Source organism: Ammonifex thiophilus, from assembly GCF_003368535.1.
Taxonomy (GTDB): Bacteria; Bacillota; Desulfotomaculia; order Desulfotomaculales; family Ammonificaceae; genus Ammonifex; species Ammonifex thiophilus.
Map to the genome: position 1 here is coordinate 119566 of NZ_QSLN01000002.1, position 23276 is coordinate 142841.

Below are 23276 nucleotides of genomic sequence, written 5' to 3' on the forward strand. Positions count from 1 at the left end.
AGATATTTGATATATTACCTGGGAAATACAGCTCCCTGAGCGGCCGACGAAACCAGGCTAGCGTAGCGAGAGAGGTAACCCCGGGTCACCCGCGGGCGGAAGGGAGGAAGGGCCTCGAGGCGCCGAGCCAGTTCCCCCTCGTCCAGATGTACCTCTAAGCGCCTGGCCGGGATGTCGATGGTGATGAGGTCGCCGTCCTTGAGGGCAGCGATGGGACCCCGCGCCGCTGCCTCCGGGGAAACGTGCCCGATGGAAGCCCCCCGGGTGGCACCGGAGAAGCGCCCGTCGGTTATGAGGGCCACTTCTTTGTCCCGGCCCATGCCCGCCAGGGCGGCGGTGGCGGTCAGCATCTCCCGCATGCCCGGGCCGCCGCGGGGACCCTCGTAGCGAATGACGATCACCTCACCCGCGCGGAAGTTGCCAGTCAGGATGGCCTCCACCGCCTCCTCCTCGCTGTCGAACACCCGCGCCGGGCCTGTGTGCCGCAACATCTCAGGAGCCACTGCCGCCTGCTTCACCACCGCCCCTTCAGGCGCCAAATTGCCGAAGAGCACCGCCAAGCCTCCGGTGGGGCTGTAAGGATTCTCCACAGGCCTTATCACTTCGGGGCGTCTGACCTGCGCGCCTTTCACGTTTTCGCGCAGGGTGCGGCCGGTGACCGTAAGCGCCTCCCCTTCGATAAGCCCAGCCTCGAGGAGCAGATTGACCACCGCCGGTATGCCTCCCGCTTCGTCCAAGTCCTGCAGCCGGTGCACCCCAGCAGGGTCGAGGCGGCACAGGTTAGGCACCCGCTCGCTTATCCGGTTCACCTCGGCCAAGGAGAAGGGAACCCCCGCCTCATGAGCGATGGCCGCCAGGTGCAGCACGGTGTTGGTGGAACATCCCAGGGCCATGTCTACCGCCAGGGCGTTGCGGAAAGAAGCGGGGGAGAGTATCCGGGAAGGGGTAAGCCCCTCTTTGACCAGCTCCACTGCCCGTATGCCAGCAAGTTTGGCTAGGCGCCGCCGGGCCGCGCTCACCGCCGGAATGGTGCCGTTTCCGGGGAGGGCCAGTCCGAGCACCTCCGCCAGGCAGTTCATGGAGTTGGCGGTGAACATGCCGGCGCAGGAGCCGCAGCCGGGACAGGCCACCTCCTCCAGCTCCATCAGCTCCTCCTCCGACATCTTCCCCGCCTTCACCCGGCCCACCGCCTCAAAGACGGTGCTCAGGGAGACATCCTCCCCCCGGAAGCGCCCCGCCAGCATGGGGCCCCCGGAAACCAGGATGGCGGGCAGATCAAGCCTGGCGGCGGCCATGAGCAGGCCGGGAACTATTTTGTCGCACGCCGCCACCAAAACCAGGCCGTCCAAGGCATGGGCTTCCGCCATGACCTCCACGCTGTCGGCGATAAGCTCGCGCGAGGCCAAGGAGTACTTCATCCCTTCGTGGTTCATGGCGATCCCGTCACAGACCCCGATGACGGGGAACTCCAGAGGCACGCCCCCCGCCAAACGTACTCCCGCCTTGACCGCTTCGGTTATGTCCCGCAGGTGTACGTGCCCGGGGACGAGCTCGCTGAAAGCGTTGACCACACCGATGAAGGGTCGTTTGAGCTCTTCCGTGGTGAGTCCCAGCGCTTTCCAGAGAGAGCGGTGGGGAGCCTTTTCTAAACCCTCTTTTGCCCGCCCGCTGCGCAAGATCTAAAACCCTCCTCAAAAGATTTACTTGTAAATGGGTTCCCCTTCTACCTTAGTTAATTCCCGGAAAGCCCGGATGAGCTCTAAGGTAAGCTCCCCGGGGCGACCTTCGCCTATGGGGCGCCCATCGATCTCGATGACCGGCACGATCTCTGCTGCCGTGCCGGTGAGGAAACACTCCTCGGCGGTAAAGAGGTCGTAGCGGGTGAAGACAGCCTCCCTTACCTCCACCCCCATATCCCGCGCCAGATCCATGACCGTGTTCCGCGTAATCCCCTCCAGGATGCCGAGGTGGGGGGGAGGGGTTATGAGCACGCCGTTGCGTACGATAAAGACGTTGTCCCCCGTGGCCTCCGCTACGTAGCCTTCTTGGGTGAGCATGATGGCCTCCGGCACCCCCGCCAGGTTGGCTTCGATCTTGGCCAGGATATTGTTGAGGTAGTTAAGCGACTTTATGCGGGGGTTTAAAGCCTCCGGCACGTTGCGCCGGGTGGGTACGGTGATCACCTTCATCCCCCGCTGGTAAAGCTCAGGAGGATAAAGCTGGATCGAAGCCGCGATACAGAATACGGTAGGATTGGGGCATTTCCTGGGATCCAGCCCCAGGTCCCCTTTGCCCCGGGTAACCACCAGTCGGATGTACCCGTCCTTTATCTCGTTGCGGCGGCAGGTCTCCAGCACCACCTCTGTCATCTCATCGCGGCTTAAGGGAATCGTCAGAGCTATGGCCTTGGCCGAGTCGTAGAGACGGTCGATGTGTTCCCTGAGCTTGAAGACCCGGCCGTGGTAGGCCCGGATGCCCTCGAAGACTCCGTCGCCATAGAGAAGACCGTGATCGAAAACGGAGACTGCGGCTTCCTCCTCGGGCACGAACCTGCCGTCCAGATAAACGATAAGTCCCAACGCTTCTCCCCCCACGTGCAAAGTAAACTAAAGCCTCTCTTCCTGGGCGCACAGATAGAGCCTAATGTCCCAGGACGAGAGGCTTCGCTCCCGCGGTACCACCTGGATTGCCGCCCCCTTACGGAAAGACGGCCACTCGCTGCGTGTCGAAACAACACGCGGTTTTGGTAACGGGTAACCAACCCGGCTAAGGCCTACTGGAGGAGTAAAACCCTCTTTCGACCCGCAGCTCCGGGGCGATAGGGTTCCCGCCTCCTCCTGGCCGGCTCGCACCTCCCCCGGCTCTCTGAGCAGGAGTCCGCGGCCCTGTCCCCTTCCTCGCCTTTGGCCCGGATAATTTTCCCCACAGTATACAAAAAACAAAAAGCGGATGTCAACATCCGCACCTTAAATTTTTGCCGCACTTTATCTGACAAAAACCCTTCCCACCAGGGGCAGCGCAGCAGAGCAAGAGGCGCAGAGCCAACTCCCTTCCCCCTCTTTCAGAGCCACCTCCCGGATCTTATAGCCCTCCCGCTTAATGACTGGCCGGCGGCACTCCGGGCAGTAAGTAATGCCCCCCTCTTCGTCCCAAACGTTTCCCAGGTAAACGTAGCGCAGGTAGCGCCGGGCAATGTCCCGCGCCCGGTAAAGGTCCTCCAGCGGTGTGGGCGGAGCCGTGAATTCAAAGTTGGGAAAGTAGCGGGAAAGGTGTAGGGGAATGTCGGGACTAAGCCCGGCCAGCCAGGAAGCTAGGGCCTCTATCTCCTCTTCCCCGGTATTCTCTCCCGTCACCAGCAGGGTGGTAACTTCCAGGTGGCAGCGGCGGTGAACTTGCTCGATGGTTCGCTTTACCGGCTCCAGCCTCCCCCGGCAGAGCCGGCGGTAAAACTCGTCCCGGAAACTTTTAAGATCGATGTTCATGGCATCCACGTAAGGAAGGAGCTTGCAAAGCGGCTCCTCGTTTATGAAGCCGTTGGTCACCAGCACGTTCTTGTAGCCAGCCTCTTTAACCAGCTTGGCCGTGTCCAGCACGAACTCGTACCAGACTACCGGTTCCGAGTAAGTATAGGCCACCCCTATACAGCGCGGACCCTGAGCTCTGAGCATGTCCAGCACCTGGGCAGGCTCCAAGTTAACGGTGGGCGGGTTTCCCTGGGATATCTCCCAGTTCTGGCAAAAAAGACAGCGAAGATTGCAGCCCCAGGTCCCCAAAGAGAGGATGGTATGCCCCGGATAAAAGTGGTAAAGGGGCTTCTTCTCTACCGGATCGACGGCGCAACTGGAACAGGCACCGTAGTTCAAGGTATAAAGCTTTTCTTCCCGGTTTTGTCTTACCCGGCAAAGCCCGGTCTTCCCCTCCTTGACTGCGCACTCGTGAGGGCAGAGATGACAAACGACCTTCCCGTCCCTTTTTTCGTAAAAAAGCGCTTCCCGCAAGCTCCCCTCTCCCCCGGATCAAGTTTTAGTGGTATCGCGTCACCCGGAAGCGGTAAATCTTAACTGGCTCATGCGGACCTATACCCGCCTTGCGGCGAGCGATGGCCAGCTGCTGCTCCGGGGTATCCACCCCTTCGATGTCGGGAAGTAGCAGCCCCCGGCGCGAGCCGCTCACCACGATCACCCCGTACTCCTTAGGATCGAGTTGCGCGAGGCTTTCTACCGGCTCCGGTTCCTCCAGCACGTCCACCGATATAGTGAGGTCCTCTATTTCCCGGGGATCCACCGGTTCGAAGCGCGGATCGCGCGTGGCGGCACTGATGGCGTTCTCGATCACTTCCTCTACGATGTTGGGCTGGGTGGGGGATATCGTGCCGATGCAGCCCCGCAGCATCCCTTCCTTCTTGAGCGACACAAACACCCCCGCCCGGCGGTTAAACTCCGGTGGTATATCCTTCACCTTAAGTCTCTCTCCCCGGTTGAGATAAGCTTCGATAGCCTTTCTGGCCACCTTTACCAGGTAGCTTTCCTGCTTTCTAAATTTATTTGCCAATTCCTCCACCAGACACCGCTCCGGCGTCTCCTCTCCCGGCTCGAAATAAGCCACCAGATACCCTACCCCGAAGGGACCCTCGTAGGAGAGGATCTCCGTCCTGAGGCGGTAGCCGTCGAAGGTACCAAAGAGCATGATGAGGGGCCTCAGGCCGCACTCCCCCGCCCGCTCCGCCCAGGCAGGGTCCAAGGAGAGGAGAGCTTTAGCGTCGGCCGTTGCCACTATCTCGCGGATGCGGGCGTCGAACTGCGGCCCGGCTGGGTCGTAGCCGTAAGGGGCCTCGGGGGAAAGACGATGGGAAAGATCACCGCTGGCTACTACCACCACACGGCGGCGGCACCTCTCCGCCGCCCTCCTTACCGCCGTCCCGAAGCGGTAAAGCCGACGCCAAGAGAGAAAGGCCATGCCGCATAACACCACGGGGGGCAGCTTGAATCCTCCCTGCTCTAGCCAGTAAAGGGGAGCGGTGACGCCGTGATCCAGCCGGTACCCGGAGCGAACCAGGCTCACCGGCACCTCCAGCTCTCCAGCCGCCTCCACCAGAGCCCGGGCCAACTCCTCGTCGGTGGTGAGGGCAAAGCTCACCTCCGGAGCCCCGAAGCGCCCCAGATCCCCCTCAAGACGGGGCTGGAGCACCAGGGGAACCGCTTCCCAGAGTACTGGCCCGTGAGGGGTGATGAGCACCGCCGCTTCGGCCCCCTTTTCACTTAGCCTTCTGCCCAGCGCCTTGAGCGCCTCCTGCGTGCGTTGCACGCGGTGGGCCTCTTCTCCCCCTACCTCCGGCACCATAATGGGAGGATGAGGAACCAAACCTCCGCCCAGCACCCACATAGCCCGTGACACCCCCTAAAAGACGCCCTGAAAGTGCAGGCCGCTCAAAACAAAGTAGCCCGCCAGCCCTAGAAGAAAGATGCCGGACAGCCCCAGGATCCCTCGGTAGAATCTAGGTCCCAAAAAGTGGCGGCCGGAGGCAATCGCCCAAGCCACTACCGAGTACCAGAGAAAGTCGGCCAAGATGTGCCCGGTAAAGAAGGCCCCTACCCCCAGCGGGCCCATCGGTAGGGCAATCGTCAAGTAGGCAAAGCCCACCGTGGCCCACCAGAGGCTCCAGTAAGGGTTGGCCAGGCTCACCGCCGCTCCCAGCCCGATGAGCTTCCCGGCTCCACCTCCACCTAGTTCCCGGTTGCCAGCCGCTCCAAGGTCTAAAACCAGCCTGCCTTTTATAACGTCCCGCAAAAGGCTGGCTCCCATCCAGAAAAGAAAAAGACCCCCCACCATACCGATCACGGCCACCACCTGGGGTCGGGAGAGGAAAGGAGCCAGCCCCAGGACCAGCAGGACCACCAGCAAAAGCTCCAAAGCAGCGTGCCCGACCACCAAAAGGGGGCCAACCTTCTTTCCCCTGCGCGCACTCTCGGCCAGGGTCACCGTGAGCAGGGGACCGGGTGCCATGGCCCCCGTCAGGGCCACCAAGAAAGAAGTTCCAAAAACAGCAAATAGGTTCATGCGCTTCACCGAGCTTAAAACCTAAATCCCTGGGCTCGCTTGACGTACTTGTCGAGCAAATCTCGCGAGCCGGCAAGGTAGGCTCGCATCACTTCCGCCCGCTTCCCTCTTATGCCGGGGTTAAAGATGGTCATGGCTAAATGGGTGGCCAAAGGCAGGAAGGTGAAGCGGTGGTAGGCCAGATCCGGGGGAGCGATGCGCGCGTCCAGCTCCATCAGTTGCAGCCGGTAGCCCTCCAGATCGAGCAGGGTGAGCCGCCCCTTTCCTGCCCCGTCAGGGTGAGGGCGAGGGAGCAGGATTGCCGCCGGTATCTCCAGACCCCACTCCTTCTCGAAGTGCTCCGCCACCGCCTTGAGATTTCGCACCCGCTCCTCTTCCCACTTAGCAAACTCTTCTTCACTCAAAAGCCCCAAGGCCCGGCAGAAAAGGGGACGGGCCGGCCCCAAAAGACACTCTCCCTCGTAAAAGGGGCATACCTGCTTGGGGTCCACCAGCTCCAGGAAATAAAACTCCGCCGTTGCTTTGAGCACCCTTGCCTGCTTGTCCGGTAGATTTTTGAGTTGGCGGTAGGCGTTCAGGTACTCCACCAGAGCAGCCGGAGCGGGGCTCCGGCAGAAGTCCGGCGAGGGAACAGCGGCCGGAGGCAGTTCGGCGTAAAGGCGGGAAAGAACGCCTAAAATACCCTGGTTGCGAGCAAATACTAACGCTGAGTAAAGATCTGCTGCAGGTAACAACTCGCTCTTTCTCCTTCCCTTGCTTGCTCGGGTTTGGCTACGCTTGTTAGAATGATAACACCAAATACAAAAGAAAAGAAAGAGGCTGAGAGGCAAATGGCGGTGTCCTTTTTCGAAATACTGTGGACTATCTTTATCCTTTCGGCTTTCTGGCCGATGTTCAAGCAACAGCACCTGGAAATGCAGCGGCTGAGGCTTATAAGGACCATCGAGCGCCGCCGGGGAACCAGGTTCATAACCATGATCCACCGGCAGGAGCTCATAAGCCTCTTGGGCCTGCCCCTCAGCCGCTACATCAACATCGAGGACTCGGAGCAGATCCTTCGCGCCATCCGCTACACCCCGCCGGACATGCCCATAGACATCCTGCTACATACTCCCGGAGGCTTGGTACTGGCTGCGGAGCAGATAGCTCGGGCTTTGCGCAAGCACCCGGCCAAGGTGACCGTCTTCGTCCCCCACTACGCCATGTCGGGCGGGACCATGATCGCGCTGGCTGCCGACGAGATCGTCATGGACGAAAACGCCGTGCTGGGCCCGGTGGACCCGCAACTGGGCAATTACCCTGCCGCCTCCATTCTGGAAGTGGTGCGCCAGAAAGGGATAGACAAGGTGGACGACACTACCATGATCCTGGCCGACATCTCGCGCAAGGCGGTAAGGCAGGTGGAGGAGTTCGTCTTCTCCCTGCTGCGCGAGAAGATGCCGGAAGAGAAGGCGCTGGCGGTAGCCCGCTACCTCACCAGCGGGCGCTTCACCCACGACTACCCGCTGACCTACGAGCAGCTCAAAGAACTGGGACTGCCCGTGCGCACCGAACTGCCCCGGGAAATCTATGACCTTATGGACCTTTATCCGCAGCCCGGCATGCGCCGCCCCTCGGTACAGTACATACCCTTCCCCTACGACCGGGAGCGGGATGGCCGCCGCTAAGAGCCACCTTCCAGCGATCCGGTGACCGCCAGAACCTTGACCCCGGCGTGAAAGGGGAGATAGTGCCAGATAAGAGCCGAAAAGTGCTCCAGCGTGCCCGGCAGAGCCGTCTTTTCCGCCTTGACTTCCTTCCCCTCCACCACCTCCCGTGCCCTGTAGGTGAGGGGGCGGTTGAGGAAGGGAGCTACAGCAGCCTCCAGCCCTGGAGCTTCCCCCTGAACAAAGATCTTCTTTCCGTCAAAGCAAATCCTCCCCTTTTCGGCACCGTACATAACCATGGCCACCAGAGCCAAAAGGATCACCTCCCCTGAGCAAAGAACTTGGTCAGTCCGGCGTAGACGGCAAAGGCCACCTTGCTCTGATAAGCAGGATCCTGCAAAAGCTTCTTTTCCTCCGGGTGGGTAAGGAAGCCTATCTCCACTACCACCGCCGGCATCTGGGCCAGTCTCCCCACCAGGTAGTCCCCTGCCTTGGGCAGACGCTCGGTGTTTCCTAAAAGGGATTGTAACTCTTGCTGGATGGCTTCCGCCAGCCGCCGGCTTTCCTCTGAACCAGCCTGGTAAAAAGTTTGGGCGCCATATTCATCCGTTTCCTCAAAACTGTTAACATGTAGGCTCAAAAACACATCGGCCTGGAGCCGGTTGGCCAAGGCTATGCGGCGCTCCAGGTCCTGGCGCTTCCGCTCCTTCATGTCCCAAAGGTCGGGGTCGGCCAGATCCCGATCTTCCTCGCGCGTCATGACCACTTCCGCCCCCGCCTGTCGCAAAAAGTGGTTTAGCCGCCGTGCCACCGCCAGGGTTATGTCCTTTTCCCGCACTCCCCCGCGCACTACCCCGGGGTCGGGACCCCCGTGCCCCGGATCTACTACTACAAGCTTCCCCATTAGGGGGGAACCTAAAGCACTTACTTCACGGGCAAGGCGATCGAAGAACAGCTTCTCCCAGAGACAGACCGAGGTCTGCAGAAATAAATAAGCCCCCACCGCCAAAAGTAGGAATCTGGGGGCTTGTTTGACCACCGAACTCCGTGCTATATCCACCCCTCCCGGCCCAAGTAGGTTGCCCGGTATCAAGAAGATACCTACGCCTTCGGGGTGGAAAATATGAAGGTTAACGCTTGGAGTACTGCGGTGCCCGCCGCGCCTTCTTAAGCCCGTACTTGCGCCGCTCCTTCATGCGCGGATCGCGGGTGAGCATGCCCGCCTTGCGCAGTATCGGGCGCAAGTTGGGATCGGCCTGTACCAGCGCCCGCGCTATGCCCAGGCGTAGGGCTCCCGCCTGCCCTGATATGCCACCGCCGCTGACGGTAGCCTTGACGTCGAACTGGCCGAGGGTGTTAGTCAACTCCAGCGGCTGCCTGGCCAGTATGGTCAGGGTCTTTCGCCCGCCGAAGTAGTCTTCTAGAGGCTTATTATTGACCACGATGCGACCCTCGCCGGGAGTGAGAAAGACCCGGGCCACCGATTCCTTACGCCTTCCCGTGCCGTAAAAGTGCACCACTGCCACGGTCCCTTTCACCTCCCGCTTCAAAACTCCAGCTTTTCCGGCTTCTGGGCCTGGTGCGGGTGCTCCGGCCCCCGGTAGACCCGCAGCCGGCGCAGCATGCGTGCGCCCAGACGGTTCTTGGGAAGCATCCCTTTGACCGCCTTCTCCACAGCCAACTCCGGCCGGGTCTGCATAAGCTTCGCGTAATTCATCACCTTAAGGCCGCCGGGGTAGCCGGAGTGCCGGATGAAAAGCTTCTTCTCCAGCTTCTTCCCCGTAAGCACCACTTTCTCGGCGTTGACTATGATAACGTGATCCCCCGTGTCCACGTGCGGGGTGAAAATAGGCTTATGCTTGCCCCGTAGGATACGCGCCACCATGCTGGCCAGACGGCCCAAAGGCTTACCCGTGGCGTCGATAACGTACCAGCGCCTTTCCACCTCGTTCGGCTTGGCCATGTAAGTTCGCATCTTCTTTAACCTCCCGGAAATCATACACATGAAAGTTTACCGGCGGCCTCGGCCTCTGTCAAGAGGCTGAACTCCACCAGCTTTTCGGGTACCGAAGCCCGCAGTACCCGTACCCGCACCGGATCGCCCAGCCGCCAACGCTTCCCGGTGTGCCGCCCCACCAGAGCGTACTTTTTCTCGTCGTAGAAGTAGAAGTCGTCGGTGAGATGGCGCACGTGTACCAGACCTTCCACCGTATTCTCCAGCATGACATAGAGGCCCCAGTTGGTGACCCCGCTTATGAAGCCCGCGTACTCCCGGCCCACCTTATCTACCATAAAGGCCACTTTCTTAATGTCCACCGCTTCCCGCTCCACTTCCATGGCCAGGCGCTCCCTTTCGGAAGCCTGCGCTGCTGCCTCCTGCGCCAGCTTCTCCAACCGGGCCCGCCGCTTGGGAGAAAGATTAGCCCCCTCCAGCCAGCTCCGTAGAACCCGGTGAATGAAGAGATCGGGGTAGCGGCGAATGGGGGAAGTAAAGTGTGTGTAGTACTCGGAAGCCAGGCCGAAGTGCTCGCTCCTCTCCGCCGCGTAGCGTGCCTGCTTGAGCGAGCGGAGCATCACCGCGTTCACCAGCCGCTCCTCCGGCTTGCCGGCCACGGCCTCTAGCACCTCCTGGAAACGCGCCGGCTCCAGGGTGCCCAGCCGCGTGTTCTGGTAGCCCAGGCTGGCCAAGAGCTCCTCTAAACTGGCCACCTTCTCCGGGTCGGGCTGTGGGTGGATCCGGTAGATGAAGGGGAGCTGGAGCTTGGCCGCGTGCCGAGCCACCGTCTCGTTGGCCAGGAGCATGAATTCCTCGATAATTTGCTCCCCAATGCCCCGTTCTGCCGGGTAGACGTCCACGGTGCGTCCTTCTTCGTCTAAGACCACCTTGGTCTCCGGCAGGTTGAAATCTATCGCCCCCTGCTTCAAACGCCGGCGCCTGAGGCAAAGGCAGAGTTCCTGCATGAGTTCCAGCATGCGGCCCAGACCCGGCAAGGGAGCGGGAACCCCGCCCCTTCCCGCCAGGTAGTCGTTGACCGCCCGGTAGGTGAGCCGCGCTTTGGAACGGATGACCGAAGGGAAGAGCTCGTACTCCAGAACCTCCCCCTTGGAGTCAACGCGCATGAGCACCGACAGGGTGAGCCGGTCTTCCTCCGGGTTAAGGCTACATATCCCGTTGGAGAGCCGGGGAGGGAGCATGGGTATGACCCGGTCGGGTAGATAAATGCTGGTACCTCGCTGGAAGGCCTCTCGGTCGAGCGCGCTCCCCTCCCGCACGTAGTAGCTCACATCGGCTATGTGCACGCCCAAACGGTAGGTCCCGTCGGGCAAGAGCTCCAGGCTCACCGCATCGTCGAGGTCCTTGGCGTCCTCCCCGTCGATGGTTACGATCAGCCACTCCCGCAGGTCCCTTCTCCCCACCAGTTCTTCCGGCCTTATGGTCAAGGGGACGTTTTCCGCCTCCTCCTCCACCTCCGGAGGGAAGCTGTCCGGCAGCCCGTAACGCCGGCAGAGGACCAGCATATCCATGCCGGGGGCATCCTCCGGCCCCAAGACCTCCACCACCCGGCCTTCGGCTGGAGTGTGAGGGCCGGGGTAAGTAGTGAGCTCCACTACCACTTTTTCCCCGTTGCGTGCCCCGTTAAGTTTGCCCTTGGGAATTACCACCTGGTGAGTGAGCCGAAGGTCGTCGGGGACCACAAAAACCGAGCGACGCTTCTTGTAAAGCGTGCCCACCAGCTGCCGGTGGGCCCGCCGCAGCACCCGCACCACCTCTCCCTCCCGGGTCCGCCCGTGACTGCTGGGGAAGAGCCTTACCGCCACCCGGTCCTGGTGCATAGCCCCTCCCAGGCAGCCTGGAGGAATGAACACATCGGGCTCTCCCTCGCGGTCGGGCACCAGAAAAGCGTAACCCCGGGGGTGGCACTCCAGGCGCCCCACCACCAGGTTAAACTGCTCCGGTAGGCCGTAGCGCGCCGCCCGCGTCTGGTATATAAGCCCCTCTTCCTCCATCTCCCGCAAAAGCCGCTTAAAGGCTCCCAGACCCTTACCGTCAGGAAGAAAGATCCGCGCCAACTCGTTAAGGGTCAGCGGGCGGTAGGCCTTAGCTTTCATGAATTCCAAAATTTCCTTCTTGGTAACCATACCTTTATTATACCACGCAACCCCTTGCTTTTCAGGAGCAAAGCATATAGTATTCTTGTTTGGTTCGCCAAAAAACTTCCGGGGTAAAGGGAGGGGATTATGGAAGCTTACGCCGCTGAGCTTAGCAAAAGGACGGGAATCCCTATTACGAGCGCCGACCTAAAGAAAGTTCTGAGCGCCTTGGCTTGTGCCAAAGAATTCTGGCACATAACCCATCTTTCTGGCCGCCCCTTCAACGTGGTGGCGGAAAGCCTCAAGTTTTTTGCCGAGCGCGGCTGGGTCAAAGTGGAAAACCAGCACCTGGAGCTCACCCCGGCCGGCCGCGAACTGGTAAATGAACAGGGAATAAAGCCGCCCATCGAGTCGGGGTGTAAAGCCTGCAACCGGCGCGGCATAAGCATCGAGCGGTGGCAGAATCTACTGCAACGCTTCAAAGAAGTGGTGGCAGAGAGACCGCTTCCCATTATCGACTACGATCAGGGGTTCGTGACCGAGGAGACCACCGTAGCCCGGATAGCCTTGATGGCTGACCGCGGCGACATCCAGGGCAAAGACCTGCTAGTACTGGGAGACGACGACCTGGTAAGCTTGGCCGCTGGCCTTTCCGGCCTCCCCCGGCGGGTAGTGGTTCTAGAGGTGGATGAGCGCCTAGTCAACTTCATCCGGCAGGTAGCCGAAAAAGAAAATCTGCCCGTGGAGGCCCACATTTTCGATCTCGTACACCCCCTTCCTGCAGAACTCAGGCGCCAGTTTGACACCTTCCTCACCGATCCGCCCGAGACCCTGGAGGCCTTGGCCATCTTCATCGGCAGAGGTCTGTCGGGGCTCAGAGGAGCCGGGGGAGCCGGTTACTTCGGGCTCACCCGCGCCGAGTCCTCCTTGACCAAGTGGCGCGCCTTCCAAGCCCAACTCACCGGCCAGTTCAACGTGGTGATAACCGACATCATCCACGATTTTAACGAGTATGTCAACTGGGACTACCTCCTGGAGAGCGTGCGCAACGACCTTTCCTTCGTGCAGACCTGGCCGCGCTACAATTGGTACCGCTCGGCCATGTTCCGGATAGAGACGGTGGACGATAACTTCTTCCGGCACGAAGAAGAGATGAAGGGAGCACCACTTTACGAAGACCAGGAGGCGCTCATCTTCACCCGTCGCTTTCGTAAGGAGCAATAGTACCGCCACCCACCACCAAGTCCTCCTGGTAGAAGACCGCCGCCTGTCCGGGGGTCACGGCACGCTGGGGAGAGGCAAACTCAACTTTAGCTACCCTATCTCCTTCGGGGAGAACGGTGGCCGGGACGGGAGGAGAAGTATATCTCACCTGCACGGCAGCCGCAAAAGGACCGGTAGGACGCTCGAAAAGGATGAAATTGACCTCTTCGACCCGGCAGAAAGGACGATAAAGCATCTCTTCCGGTCCCACGATGAGGGCGTTGCGGCGGGGGTCAAGGGCCAGGACGTAGTAGGGCTTTCCCCAGGCGTACCTTAGCCCCCGCCTCTGCCCTACGGTATAAAAGGCCAAGCCCCGGTGGGTACCTATCCTTTTCCCCTGAGGGTCCAAAATGGGGCCGGGCTTTACCTTTTCCTGGGCCATAGCCTTCACGAGCTCCCGGTAATCGCCACCCTTGAGAAAACAAATATCCTGGCTTTCTTCCCGCAAGGAAAGACCCAGTTCTTTTACCAAAGCTAGACTTTCGGCCTTGGTGCGCTCCCCCAAGGGGAAAAGCACGCGGGCCAGCTGTCGCTGGCTGAGAGGGTAGAGGAAGTAACTTTGATCCTTACGCCTGTCCCTTCCTCTGGCCAGGAGGTAGCGCTTACGGTCAAGATCAAACCACACCCGCGCGTAGTGGCCGGTAGCCAGAAAATCGGCGCCGAGTTTTAGCGCCTCCTCCAGCAGGAGACCAAACTTGAGTTTGCGGTTGCACCAGACGCAGGGGTTGGGGGTGAGGCCGGCAAGATAGGCCTCGACGAAGGGTTTTACAACTTCCTGAACAAACTCCCGCCGCAGGTCAAAGACAAAATGGGGAATGCCGAGTTTTTCCGCTACTTCCGCCGCCCTTTTTCCCTCTTCCCCGGTCACCAGCATGGTCACCCCGAAGACCTCATGGCCGGACCGCAGGAGGAGATAGGCGGCCGCAGCACTATCCACCCCGCCGGAAAGAGCTACCGCCACGCGGGTCAAAGGCACGGACAAACCTCCCCTTTAGCTTCTGCCGCAAAAGAAAAACCCCGCGCGTGACGTGAACCCTCAAAGTCTCCGTGAACCCGTCTCCCGACAGGTGGGTGCCCTCCTGGTCACTTTTCGCTACCTCGCGCGGAGGCGTGCGAGCCGCGACCAGAGTCCGGGCTCCCTTTCTTTTGGTGTTGGCTCAGGACTTCAAGAGGTCCACGCTCACCGCAGGGCTTTTTTCTACTGTTATGTTATCACAATGTGCGGAGGGGCGCAAGATCCCGGAATCAAACACCAGTTTTGCCTTCTCCCCGCGCCCAGATAATGAGAAGCTCTCTTATGACCTTAGCTGCCAGCAAAGGAGCTAGCCCCGCCCGGTCGAAGGCCGGATTGACCTCCACCACATCGGCCCCCACCAGCCTCAAACCCATCAGGGCGTGGATGGTTTTAAGAAGCTCGGCCGGGGTGATTCCGTTGGGCTCGGGCGTCCCCACGCCGGGAGCAAAAGCCGGGTCTACCACGTCGATGTCTAGAGTGAGGTAGACAGGCTTGTTCTCCAGCTCCGGCCGCACCGTCTGGAAGGGCCGAAAGACCTCGTGCCGGTAAAGGCGCGTCCAACTCCGGGCGAAGTCTAATTCCTCCCGGTCGGCCGAGCGTATTCCCAGTTGAAAAACACGCCCCGGGCCTAGGATTTCGGCCACCCGCCGCATCACCGTGGCGTGGGAAAGAGGTGTCCCCAGGTACTCGTCGCGCAGGTCGGCGTGGGCGTCCAGATGCAAAACCATCAGATCCGGATAAAACCGGTAAACAGCCTTAATGGCCGGCAGGGACACCAGGTGCTCCCCTCCTAAAAGTATGGGGAGCTTGCCTTCTTCTACCAGCCGGGAAACGACCTTTTCGATCGCCTCCAAGGCACTTTCCACATGCCCCAGCGGCAGTTCTATGTCCCCTAGATCGCAGAAGGGAACTTGGCGCAGATCCCCCTCCAGATCCAGGCTATATTCTTCCAGACATTGGGATAGGTGGCGGATGGCGTATGGACCCTCGCGCGTCCCCGGGCGGAAACACACGGTCACATCCAGCCCCGCCCCCACCAGCACCGCCTTCGCCCCTTCGTAGTCTTCTCCGGCCCCCAGAAAGGTATGGCTTTTTACTTCCATACAACCTTTACGCCCGACGCAAGATCTCTTGCAAGAATTGCGGAAGGGCAAAGGCAGCGCGGTGGATTTCGGCGTTGTAATAACGATAGGGAAGGGCCGGGATGTCCTCCGGCTTTACCTCCAGTGGATCGTACTTCTTGGAGGCCAAGGTGAAGCTCCACATCCCCCCTGGATAAGTAGGTACGCAGGTAAGGTAAAGCCGCACTATAGGGAAGATTTCCCTCAAGTTGCGGTAAATCTCGGCTATGAGATCAGGGTTGAAGAGGGGGGACTCGGTCTGGGCCACAAAAAGCCCGTCTTCCTTCAGCGCCGCCGCCACCCCCTCGTAGAACTGGCGCCCGAAAAGGCCTTTGGCCGGACCTATAGGGTCGGGAGAATCTATGAGGATCACGTCATACTCCCCCGGGTGCTTGGTCACATACTCAATGCCGTCCTCGATCCGCAACTCCAGCTTGGGATCGTCCAGCCCTCGGCTGAGCTCCGGTAGGTATTGCCGGGAAACCGCGATCACGCGCTCGTCGATTTCCACCATCACCGCGTTTTTAACCTTTGGGTGCCGCACTACCTCGCGGGCCGTGCCGCCGTCTCCTCCCCCGATGATCAACACCTTTTCCGGCCGGGGATGGGTATTGAGAGGGACGTGGGCGATCATCTCGTGGTACATGAACTCATCCCACACCGTAGTCTGCACGATCCCGTCCAGCACCAACACCCGACCAAAACAGGGGGTTTCCAACACAGCCAAGTGCTGAAAGGGGGTCTTCTCCACGTGCAGGGTTCTGGTCACCCGGCAGCTGAAGCGCAGGTCGTCGTTCTGGTTTTCGGTGTACCAGAGCTCCACGCCGCTTCTCCCCTCCCCCGACTAGTACCAGAGCGGCACGGCTGCCAAGGCGCAAGCGATGCGCTTGACCTCATGCTCCACTGCCTCTATCTTCATGTCCACCAATTCCATGCCTCGGCGGGCAAAGGCTTCCCTTATCATGTTCTCGATCTGGGCCCTGGCCTCCTGCGCGGTGCATTTACCGGAAAATTCCATAATCACTCCAAAGCTCTCCCGCGAAATCCCTACCCCGCAGGCGGCGGAGATTATCTCTCCCGGGGTGGTGGAGATGATATAGCCGTAGGCCGTGGGAACCAGCGACCCCGGGGGAAGTTCCAGATTGGGATCGAATTCGGTTCCGGGCGGGAGAATGCTGGAAACCCGAATGAGGTTCACATTACCGATGCGGGCCGCCAGCAAAGCGTTGTCGAAAGCGTTTAGCGGCGTCGATCCTTCGGCAGCCCCAGCAGTCACGAAGTACTTTTTGGGCGTAGGCAAGCCTGGCGCCACTTCTTTCCACACTCCCCTTTGGCGTTTGTGAAGTGGATATCCCTCATAACGGTGATAATTATACCTTCCTCTCCTCCCGACCGCTAGCCCTCGGGGGAAAATTTAAATAGGTAACCGGTGAGAGCGCCGTTTTCGGGCGGTGAAGACAGCCACTTCGCAATAGCCCGCTTCCCGCAGGAGCTCCAGTGCCCGGTCGAAGTCGCGCCCCACGTCCTCGGGTCGGTGAGCGTCCGAACCCAAAGTCACTGGCACTCGGTAGCGCCGACAGAGGAAAAGGAACTCCGCCGCCGGGTAGATCTCCTTCACCGGGTGGCGTAGCCCCGCCGTGTTTACCTCCACTGCCAGATCGGCCGCAGCTATGATTTTCACCGTCTCCTGGTAAAGGGGCTTAAGGTCGCGGCTGGGTAAGAAACCAAATTTCTTTATGAGGTCAGGATGAGCTACGACATCGAAAAGCTGGCTGCTAGCCAACCTTTGCAGCAAAGAAAAATACTGCTCGTATAAAAGGTCGAGATCCTTGCCTCGGTATCCCTCGATCTCCGCCGGATTATCGAAACCCCAGCCGTCAAGGAAATGTATCGAGCCCAGCACGTAATCGAAAGGGTGGGCGGAAAGAAGCTTTCTCAGTTCCTCTTCCCAACCGGGAACATAGTCGGCCTCAATGCCCAGCTTTACTTCCACTACCGACTTCCCTTTGAGCCCTGTAATCTCCCTCACGTAATCACCCAACTGGGCCTGCGGCATGGCCAGTCCCGGGTCCCGCTCCTCTGGTGGGAGGAAGTAAAGGGGCAAATGGTCGGCAAAGCCCAGTTCCTTAAGCCCTACCTTTTCCGCCTGCCGCAGGTACTCACCCACCTCGCCCACGGCGTGCCCGCAACGCGCGGTGTGCACGTGATAGTCGACCAAGCCCATCCTATCCTCCCAGGGAAGCCGCCAGGATGCTAGTCAGGGTGTAGATGCGCTCGGCCAGATCCTCGGGCAAGAGCCCCGTGCCGCAGCTGGGCGTTATCAGCCATTGCTCCCGCAAAACCTTCTCCGGAATACCCTTGTCCACCAGCTGCGCCCAATCTTCCTCCAGCCGCCGGCGCAAAGAGGAGAGGTCTTCTTCCCAAGCCTTTTCGCTGGTAGGCACTATCCCCCAGGCCAGAACCCCTCCCCGCTTCAGGAAAGCGGCCAACTCCCGGCGGAAGGGGAAGAGGGAAGAAAAGTAGCCGTAGGCGTCAAAACTCAGGATGTCTATGGGAAGGTCCAGGAGCAGACTCCAGTCCACCGCTGCACAAGAATGCACCCCGACGTAAACCCCTTCCTCCTTGAGCGTTGCCACCAGGACACCCATATCGGCCATTATCTGCTCCCTGGTGACGGTTATGTAAGTGGACTGGCCGTAAATGCTTACGCCCGGCTCGTCTATGAAGATCGCCACCGGCCTGCCCCAGCGCTTGAGCTCCCTGGCCTGCCATCTAGCTGCCAGTTGCAGGGTGCGCAGGATGAGCTCACGTAGCTCCAGGTCGTAGTAGGCCGGGCGGCCAGCCGCATCGGTCAATTGAAAGCCCGCGGTCAAGGGGCCCACTATCTGCCCTTTGAAAGCCCGCGCCCGATCGAACTCCCCCCGCTCCACCGCCTCCTGGAAAGCATAAAAGCCGCTTATAGCCTCGCGCGGTGGGATAAAGGTGGCCAGTGCCTCCTCGCTCCCCTCTTCCGCTCCCAGGTAGAAGGTGTAGAAGCGAGTGAGCCTATCGGGCCAGTCCTCGGCCTGGTTAAGGAAACTGGGCTTCTCTCCTTCTCCCAGGACCCCGTGTACTTTAAGACCGCTTAGAAACTGGGTGACGAAGCCTTCGGCCGGAGTGCGCCGCGGTAGTTGAGGCCAGTGGGGAAAAAGGGGAAAGTGACGGGCAATAAGCTTTAAAGCCGGTTCCACTTCCCGGTAGGGTAGACTGCCGATTCCCGTAGCGTAGCCGTGTAACAACGCTTCAAGCCCCCTTGATCAGCCAAAGGTAAACTGTAGCTCTTCCCGCGCCCGCAGGAGTTCGCGGTAGCGGGCACGGTATTCCTGCAAAGCGGTGACATAGGTAGAGTGTGACCAGGCAAGAGGAGCTACGGAGAGAGGCGCTCCGGTAAAAGGGTGCAGTTGCTCGGGCATCACACCGGTAGGTAAAGAGTGGCGCACGCACCACTCCAGCAATTCACGCGCCCTACGCAGCTCCTCAATACTCCGGGCCACCCGGATATAGTACTGAGCCAGCCAGAGGGTGCATATGATCCAGGGGTTGCCCGGCACTCTGCTCAGGTCCTCCGTCTGCCGGAAGTAATAATCCCCATAGTACCGGGCAATCCCTCCCACCGGGGTTTTCACCCAGAGGGTCTCCCGCACCTTTTCCATCGTCTTCCCCACCCGGTAGTCGTGCGGGGGAAGCACACCAAAGAGGAATACCCCGGCCACGCTGCTGTCCACCGTAGGGTCGGGCTCGAAACAGCCGGTCTCCCGGTTGAAGATTAAGCCCCGCAGAAAATACTCTCGTGCCGGATCGTAGAGGTGCTTAAGGATTCCCTCCCTTATCTCCTCCGCGCTCTGGCGGTAGTGCTCCGCCAGGCGAGGCTGCCCGAAAAGCTCCGCGAGATTTCCTGCTGCCCTGAGACCAGCGTACACCGTCGAGGCCGTGAAGGTGAAAATGCCGCGCCTCTCCTCCCAGAGATCGTAGGACTCGGCAGGAAGATGCAAAGCCTTATCCACATAGCCGCAGAGGAAATTAGCTGCCGGGCGTGCGAAGGCGTGGTATTGCTTCAAAACAAACTCCAGATCCCTTTCTTCTTGGTAATATTCCCAGAGTGCCCACAGGACTAGTGCTGTCTCGTCCTCCTGGATGGGAAGCTGAATGACCCCTTCGGCCAGCCAAGGATGCCAGCTAGACCCTACTGTGCCGTCGGGATTGTATTTGTGTAAAAGATAGCCCTTGTCGGTTAAGGCGTCGGCGCAGAACTCGAAGAACTTCCGGGTGAGCCGACCGTAACCGGACTTTATGAGGGAATAGGCGATAAAGGCCCCATCGCGTGGCCAGAGGTAACAGTAGTGATCGCGGTTGGTGGAGAGAATATCGGAGTCAGGGGAGGCGATGATGGCTCCCTCATCGTCGACATGCAAGCGGACAATGAGCAAGCTGCGCCGGCAAGCGCTTAGAAGCTGGGGAGAAAGATCTTCCACCAACTGCTCCTCGCGCGGGCGCACGGAAAGGAAAGCCGGTCCGAAAGTCTCCATTCGGAAAAAGAGCTCTTCCGGAGTCTGCTCCCGCACGAAATGATCTAAAGCTCTTACCTCCTGGATGTTGCGCCCCACGCAGATCCAGTAGAAGACGGTCTCTTCCCCCCAGGGGGGAAGAAAGAGGTTGAAGCCTATGACGCTGTCCACCGAACCCTGAGCGATAGCATTGCCGCTTAAGACCCCGTCCTCGGCATCGCGCCAGGTCCCCTCCGCTCCAGCAAAGCCCTTCACCCCGGTGGCGAACTGATCGAAAAACCCCCGGCTGCTCCGGCCGGCTATGAGGAAGTAGCGATTGCGCTTATAGTGACATAAGACGTGCCGAAAGGGGTCGAAGAAGACGGTATCTCCCACCTCGTTTTCGTCCACCGAGAAGTCCTGCCCTAGAAAAAGCCTTATCTCCCGCTCTCGGTTAGCCAGATTTTGCACCACTATACGCTTGAGATAAATATTCTCCCGCCGATGCACCGTATCGTTTATCAGGAGGCTCACCTCTAGCTCGGCATTGAAGGCCCGGCAATCGGTCACCAGAGTGTCTTCTTTATAGCTCAGGCACTTCTCCCAGGACGGCTCGCTTACCCAACTAAACCTTCCCTCCGTCCACACCCCCAGACGGTTCCGGTTGCCCTGGAGATGGTTCCATTGCCCCACATACGGATAAAAGAAGTCACGCATCTCCAGGTTTCCGTCGAAGGTAACCATTATCCTACCGTTGCCTATCACCAGAGGGCGTGGCAATCTTTTCCCCTCCAACTTCTCTTTTTCGGGCCAAAAGCTCGTTGTAGACCTCCAAAGTGACGCCCGCCAAGTGCCGCCAGCAGTAGCGAGAACGAACCTTAAGCCAGGCGCGGCGGCAAAATTCCTCAGCTAGCGAGCGATGGCGCAAGAGCTCCACCACATAGCGGGCCAGTAGGCGATAGTCGCCGGGAGGGAACTTAAAGCCGTCGACACCGTGCTCCACCAGCTCCGCTAGGCCCCCCGTGTCCCCCACCACCACCGGCACCTGAGCCGCCATGGCTTCCAGGGCTACGATACCGAAGGGTTCATAGTGGCTAGGGAAGACGGCTACCGCCGCCTCGCGCAATAAAGCTTCCCTGGTCCGGCCGTCCACGAAACCGGCAAAGGTCACGCAGTCTTCTACCCCTTCCCGCTGCACGCAGCGGCGCAGCTCCTCTTCATAATAGCCCCGGCCGCAAAGCACCAGCCGAGCACCGGGGATCTTTTTTCGGATAAGGGGAAGGGCCTTTACCAGATCCTGCGCTCCCTTTTCCGGTACCAAACGGCCCAGAAAAACGATCAGCGGCTTAGGAGAAGGCGGTGCTGGTCCCCGCCACCCCTCAACCCCCAGCGTTTTCGGATCAACCCCGTTAGGTATCACTTTAATCTTATCGCGTTTTACTCCGAAAAGTCCACTCACCTCCCGCCGCATGTACTCGCTGCAGCACACGATGAGGTCGGCAGCTTGGGCTAAATGCCCCTCCCTTTCGTGAATAAAAGCCTGAAGGGGGGTGTAAATCCCCCCGTGGCGCCCGTACTCGGTGGCGTGGATGGTAACCACTAGCGGAAGACCTAGCTCACTTCTGGCCCACAGGGCTGCTTCTGCTATCATCCAGTCGTGTCCGTGAAGCAAATCGAAACTTTCTCCTTGGTTCTTTAGCTGCTCCATTCTTTCGACCATGGCCCGGTTCATGTTTTCCACCCAGGCCAAAAAGTCTCTTCCTTCCACCTCGACCCGGTGGACCTTTACCCCTTCGATCTCCTCATAGGCGGGCACCTCTGGAGAGCCCACGGTAAGCACGGTGATGTCCTGGTCCCAACGGGCCAAGGCCCGGGTGAGATCGTAGACATGCCTTCCTAGCCCGCCCACCACGCGGGGAGGGTACTCCCAGGAAAGGAAAAGCACCTTAAGGCGCGGTTTCCTGAGTCCGTCCCGCTGCCAGAAGCGGCTGTAAACCCGGTAGTCGAGCCAGGGAAAGAGGTTATTTTTGGCCTCGCACTGTTGGAGAAACGCTTCCTCTATCCTTTCCTGAAGCACCCCTTCTACCAAGCGCCAGAAGTTGGTAACGTGTTCTTCCACCCTTCTACGGGCGTACTCCACTGTCGAGCCCACGTAGAGAATGAAGGCCCAGTCACTGGACTGGGCCAGCAAAAGCTCCCGCGCCGCCTGGTTAAGCGCCCGCTTTCTAAGCCCCTCTGCCTCGGGATACAAATCGCAGAGGATGGTCATCTTCGCCTCCATCCGATGGGTGTGGCGGTAGATCCAGTCGTTGGTCGGATTAAGCCACACGCGGCTATACCCCCCTTCCCCCCAGCTAGAAAGGCCGAGTTGAGTCCGGTGGGTGGGGGGATGAACCTGCAGGTAATCAAAAGGGGTGGCCAGCAAAAGCCCATCCTCTCCGGTCTTCCCCAGACGCAACAAGTCTTCTAGCCACCAGGGGCCCTCGAACCACCAGTGGCCGAAGAGCTCGGCGTCATAGGGAGCCACGATTATGGGCGGCCGGCCCAAGCAGCGGTAAAGGTACTCCGCCTGCTCCGAGCGCTGCTGCCAGAAGTGCCGGGCGTGCTCGGCCGCTTTTTCCCGCGCCTTTTCTGGCCGGTAAGGCTCCTTTTCCTCCCTCCCCGTAATGCGGTAGTACTTAAAGCCGGTATCAATCCTGACCGCATCGGAAGGTAGATAAGGGGCCAAGTAATCCCAGGGAAGCTCGTACCCTATGTCGCGGTAATACTCCCGGTACCAGTAGTCGCCGGGGTAGCCGACGTGCCGGTCCCACACCTGCCGGGAACTGTCAGGATCCCGCCCCAACGCCGCTACCCCTGCCGGGGTAAGAACGGGAGCATAGACCCCGTACGGCGGCGGGGGCGAAGCACTCAAAATCCCGTGCGTTTCCAGGAAAAAGTAGCGGATGCCTTCCTCCGCCAGGAGCTCGTCCACACCAGGGGTATAGCCGCACTCCGGCAGCCAGAAACCAGAGGGGCGGAAGCCGAAGCAAGCAGCGAAATGATCGAGTCCGGTGCGGATTTGCGCCCGCCGCGCCTCGCGCCCGCGGATGAGGGGCAGGTAACCGTGGGTAGCGCAGGTGGTGATGAGTTCCAGCACCCCTGCTTCCCTTAACTGCTTGAATGCCCCGATTAAGTCGCGCCTCCACTCGTCGGCAAAAAGCCGGGAATGGCGCCTCAGGCGCTCCTCGTAGAAGAGCGCCAAGGGGTAAAAGGGGGTACCGAAAGTACGCTCCTTTTCCCGGGAGGCTAAAGCCAAAAGCCTTTCTAAGTAGGCCTCAAACCTCCCCATGAGCAGAGGGTCGGAGAGCATGCTAAGAAGAGTGGGGGAAAGGGAGATGGTCAAGCGGAAAGGTATCTTCTCTTTCACCAGCCGGTGAAAGAGGTCGAGTAAGGGAAGGTAGCACTCGTTGAGGGCCTGATAAAGCCAATTTTCCTCCAGCTGCCTCTCTTTCTCCGGGTGACGGACAAAGGGGAGATGGGCGTGCAACACCAGGGCCAGGTAACCGCGGGCCAAAAC

At 59.9% G+C, this 23276-nt stretch carries 21 protein-coding genes and 1 other RNA gene; 2 read left to right on the forward strand and 20 right to left on the reverse strand.

The genetic code is table 11. The features are described 5' to 3' along the window. Nucleotides 1-14 precede the first annotated feature (14 nt). From ilvD to DXX99_RS02940, 6 genes are all read right to left on the reverse strand, one after another. Complete coding sequence (gene ilvD / locus DXX99_RS02915; protein ID WP_115792021.1) at nt 15-1676, reverse strand: dihydroxy-acid dehydratase; 1662 nt, start codon at nt 1674-1676, stop codon at nt 15-17. Between the two features lie 24 nt (nt 1677-1700). Further along, complete coding sequence (ilvE, locus tag DXX99_RS02920; RefSeq protein WP_115792022.1) at nt 1701-2579, reverse strand: branched-chain-amino-acid transaminase; 879 nt, start codon at nt 2577-2579, stop codon at nt 1701-1703. A 405-nt stretch (nt 2580-2984) separates the two neighbouring features. Beyond that, entirely contained in the window at nt 2985-3998 is a 1014-nt protein-coding gene (amrS, locus tag DXX99_RS02925; protein ID WP_115792023.1) for an AmmeMemoRadiSam system radical SAM enzyme, read from the reverse strand. A gap of 25 nt (nt 3999-4023) precedes the next feature. Beyond that, nucleotides 4024-5382: an AmmeMemoRadiSam system protein A gene (amrA, locus tag DXX99_RS02930; RefSeq protein WP_115792024.1), complete on the reverse strand. Its 1359-nt coding sequence runs from the start codon at nt 5380-5382 to the stop codon at nt 4024-4026. 15 nt (nt 5383-5397) lie between these two features. Next, nucleotides 5398-6057, reverse strand: coding sequence for a LysE family transporter (locus DXX99_RS02935; protein ID WP_115792101.1), 660 nt, complete (start codon nt 6055-6057; stop codon nt 5398-5400). 14 nt (nt 6058-6071) lie between these two features. Next, entirely contained in the window at nt 6072-6791 is a 720-nt protein-coding gene (locus DXX99_RS02940) for a hypothetical protein (RefSeq protein ID WP_115792025.1), read from the reverse strand. 96 nt (nt 6792-6887) lie between these two features. Here DXX99_RS02940 and DXX99_RS02945 point away from each other — a divergent pair, with 96 nt between their 5' ends. Further along, the gene (locus DXX99_RS02945) at nt 6888-7724 is read left to right on the forward strand and encodes an SDH family Clp fold serine proteinase (protein WP_115792026.1); all 837 of its coding nucleotides are present in this window, start codon (nt 6888-6890) and stop codon (nt 7722-7724) included. On the opposite strand, the gene DXX99_RS02950 is transcribed toward DXX99_RS02945, so the two are convergent. From DXX99_RS02950 to rnr, 5 genes are all read right to left on the reverse strand, one after another. Continuing rightward, nucleotides 7721-8017 (reverse strand): hypothetical protein, encoded by a 297-nt coding sequence (locus DXX99_RS02950; RefSeq protein ID WP_115792027.1) that lies wholly within the window; start codon nt 8015-8017, stop codon nt 7721-7723. The genes DXX99_RS02945 and DXX99_RS02950 overlap by 4 nt on opposite strands. A 5-nt stretch (nt 8018-8022) precedes the next feature. Next, a complete protein-coding gene (locus tag DXX99_RS02955) occupies nt 8023-8763 on the reverse strand; it encodes an N-acetylmuramoyl-L-alanine amidase (RefSeq protein WP_240610788.1) in 741 nt (246 codons plus the stop codon). Between the two features lie 70 nt (nt 8764-8833). After that, nucleotides 8834-9229, reverse strand: coding sequence for a 30S ribosomal protein S9 (rpsI, locus tag DXX99_RS02960; RefSeq protein ID WP_115792102.1), 396 nt, complete (start codon nt 9227-9229; stop codon nt 8834-8836). 20 nt (nt 9230-9249) lie between these two features. Beyond that, nucleotides 9250-9678 carry a 50S ribosomal protein L13 gene (rplM, locus tag DXX99_RS02965; protein ID WP_115792029.1) on the reverse strand — a complete coding sequence of 143 codons (429 nt, stop codon included), beginning with the start codon at nt 9676-9678 and terminating at the stop codon, nt 9250-9252. Nucleotides 9679-9698: 20 nt separating this feature from the next. Further along, on the reverse strand, nt 9699-11843 hold the full coding sequence (gene rnr, locus DXX99_RS02970) for a ribonuclease R (RefSeq protein ID WP_115792030.1): 2145 nt from the start codon (nt 11841-11843) through the stop codon (nt 9699-9701). A 99-nt stretch (nt 11844-11942) separates the two neighbouring features. Between rnr and DXX99_RS02975 the strand changes: the two genes are divergently transcribed. Further along, entirely contained in the window at nt 11943-13019 is a 1077-nt protein-coding gene (locus tag DXX99_RS02975; RefSeq protein WP_115792031.1) for a bis-aminopropyl spermidine synthase family protein, read from the forward strand. On the opposite strand, the gene mnmA is transcribed toward DXX99_RS02975, so the two are convergent. The 9 genes from mnmA to DXX99_RS03020 all read right to left on the reverse strand — a co-directional run bounded on the left by mnmA (nt 12991) and on the right by DXX99_RS03020 (nt 23273). Beyond that, nucleotides 12991-14034 (reverse strand): tRNA 2-thiouridine(34) synthase MnmA, encoded by a 1044-nt coding sequence (mnmA, locus tag DXX99_RS02980; protein ID WP_240610790.1) that lies wholly within the window; start codon nt 14032-14034, stop codon nt 12991-12993. The two genes, DXX99_RS02975 and mnmA, sit on opposite strands and share 29 nt — an antisense overlap. Before the next feature lie 34 nt (nt 14035-14068). After that, a non-coding RNA gene (gene ssrS, locus DXX99_RS02985) (6S RNA) lies at nt 14069-14253 on the reverse strand. A gap of 50 nt (nt 14254-14303) precedes the next feature. Then, complete coding sequence (gene speB / locus DXX99_RS02990; RefSeq protein ID WP_115792032.1) at nt 14304-15176, reverse strand: agmatinase; 873 nt, start codon at nt 15174-15176, stop codon at nt 14304-14306. Between the two features lie 7 nt (nt 15177-15183). Continuing rightward, on the reverse strand, nt 15184-16017 hold the full coding sequence (gene speE, locus DXX99_RS02995; protein WP_115792033.1) for a polyamine aminopropyltransferase: 834 nt from the start codon (nt 16015-16017) through the stop codon (nt 15184-15186). Between the two features lie 21 nt (nt 16018-16038). After that, the gene (locus tag DXX99_RS03000; protein WP_165847675.1) at nt 16039-16494 is read right to left on the reverse strand and encodes a pyruvoyl-dependent arginine decarboxylase; all 456 of its coding nucleotides are present in this window, start codon (nt 16492-16494) and stop codon (nt 16039-16041) included. 114 nt (nt 16495-16608) lie between these two features. After that, complete coding sequence (locus tag DXX99_RS03005) at nt 16609-17418, reverse strand: histidinol-phosphatase (protein WP_115792034.1); 810 nt, start codon at nt 17416-17418, stop codon at nt 16609-16611. A 1-nt stretch (nt 17419) separates the two neighbouring features. Next, a complete protein-coding gene (locus DXX99_RS03010) occupies nt 17420-18472 on the reverse strand; it encodes a uroporphyrinogen decarboxylase/cobalamine-independent methonine synthase family protein (protein WP_115792035.1) in 1053 nt (350 codons plus the stop codon). Between the two features lie 18 nt (nt 18473-18490). Then, nucleotides 18491-20497: a glycoside hydrolase family 15 protein gene (locus DXX99_RS03015; RefSeq protein WP_115792036.1), complete on the reverse strand. Its 2007-nt coding sequence runs from the start codon at nt 20495-20497 to the stop codon at nt 18491-18493. Further along, entirely contained in the window at nt 20466-23273 is a 2808-nt protein-coding gene (locus DXX99_RS03020) for a 1,4-alpha-glucan branching protein domain-containing protein (RefSeq protein ID WP_115792037.1), read from the reverse strand. Before DXX99_RS03020 ends, DXX99_RS03015 begins: the two co-directional genes overlap by 32 nt. Between the last annotated feature and the right edge of the window lie 3 nt (nt 23274-23276).

Coding starts and splice junctions, on each gene's coding strand:
- speB (WP_115792032.1), bottom strand. CDS start 15,176: ATGGAAGTAAAAAGCCATACCTTTCTGGGGGCCGGAGAAGACTACGAA.
- DXX99_RS02935 (WP_115792101.1), bottom strand. CDS start 6,057: ATGAACCTATTTGCTGTTTTTGGAACTTCTTTCTTGGTGGCCCTGACG.
- DXX99_RS03005 (WP_115792034.1), bottom strand. CDS start 17,418: ATGGGCTTGGTCGACTATCACGTGCACACCGCGCGTTGCGGGCACGCC.
- DXX99_RS02945 (WP_115792026.1), top strand. CDS start 6,888: ATGGCGGTGTCCTTTTTCGAAATACTGTGGACTATCTTTATCCTTTCG.
- rplM (WP_115792029.1), bottom strand. CDS start 9,678: ATGCGAACTTACATGGCCAAGCCGAACGAGGTGGAAAGGCGCTGGTAC.
- rnr (WP_115792030.1), bottom strand. CDS start 11,843: ATGGTTACCAAGAAGGAAATTTTGGAATTCATGAAAGCTAAGGCCTAC.
- DXX99_RS02975 (WP_115792031.1), top strand. CDS start 11,943: ATGGAAGCTTACGCCGCTGAGCTTAGCAAAAGGACGGGAATCCCTATT.
- amrA (WP_115792024.1), bottom strand. CDS start 5,382: ATGTGGGTGCTGGGCGGAGGTTTGGTTCCTCATCCTCCCATTATGGTG.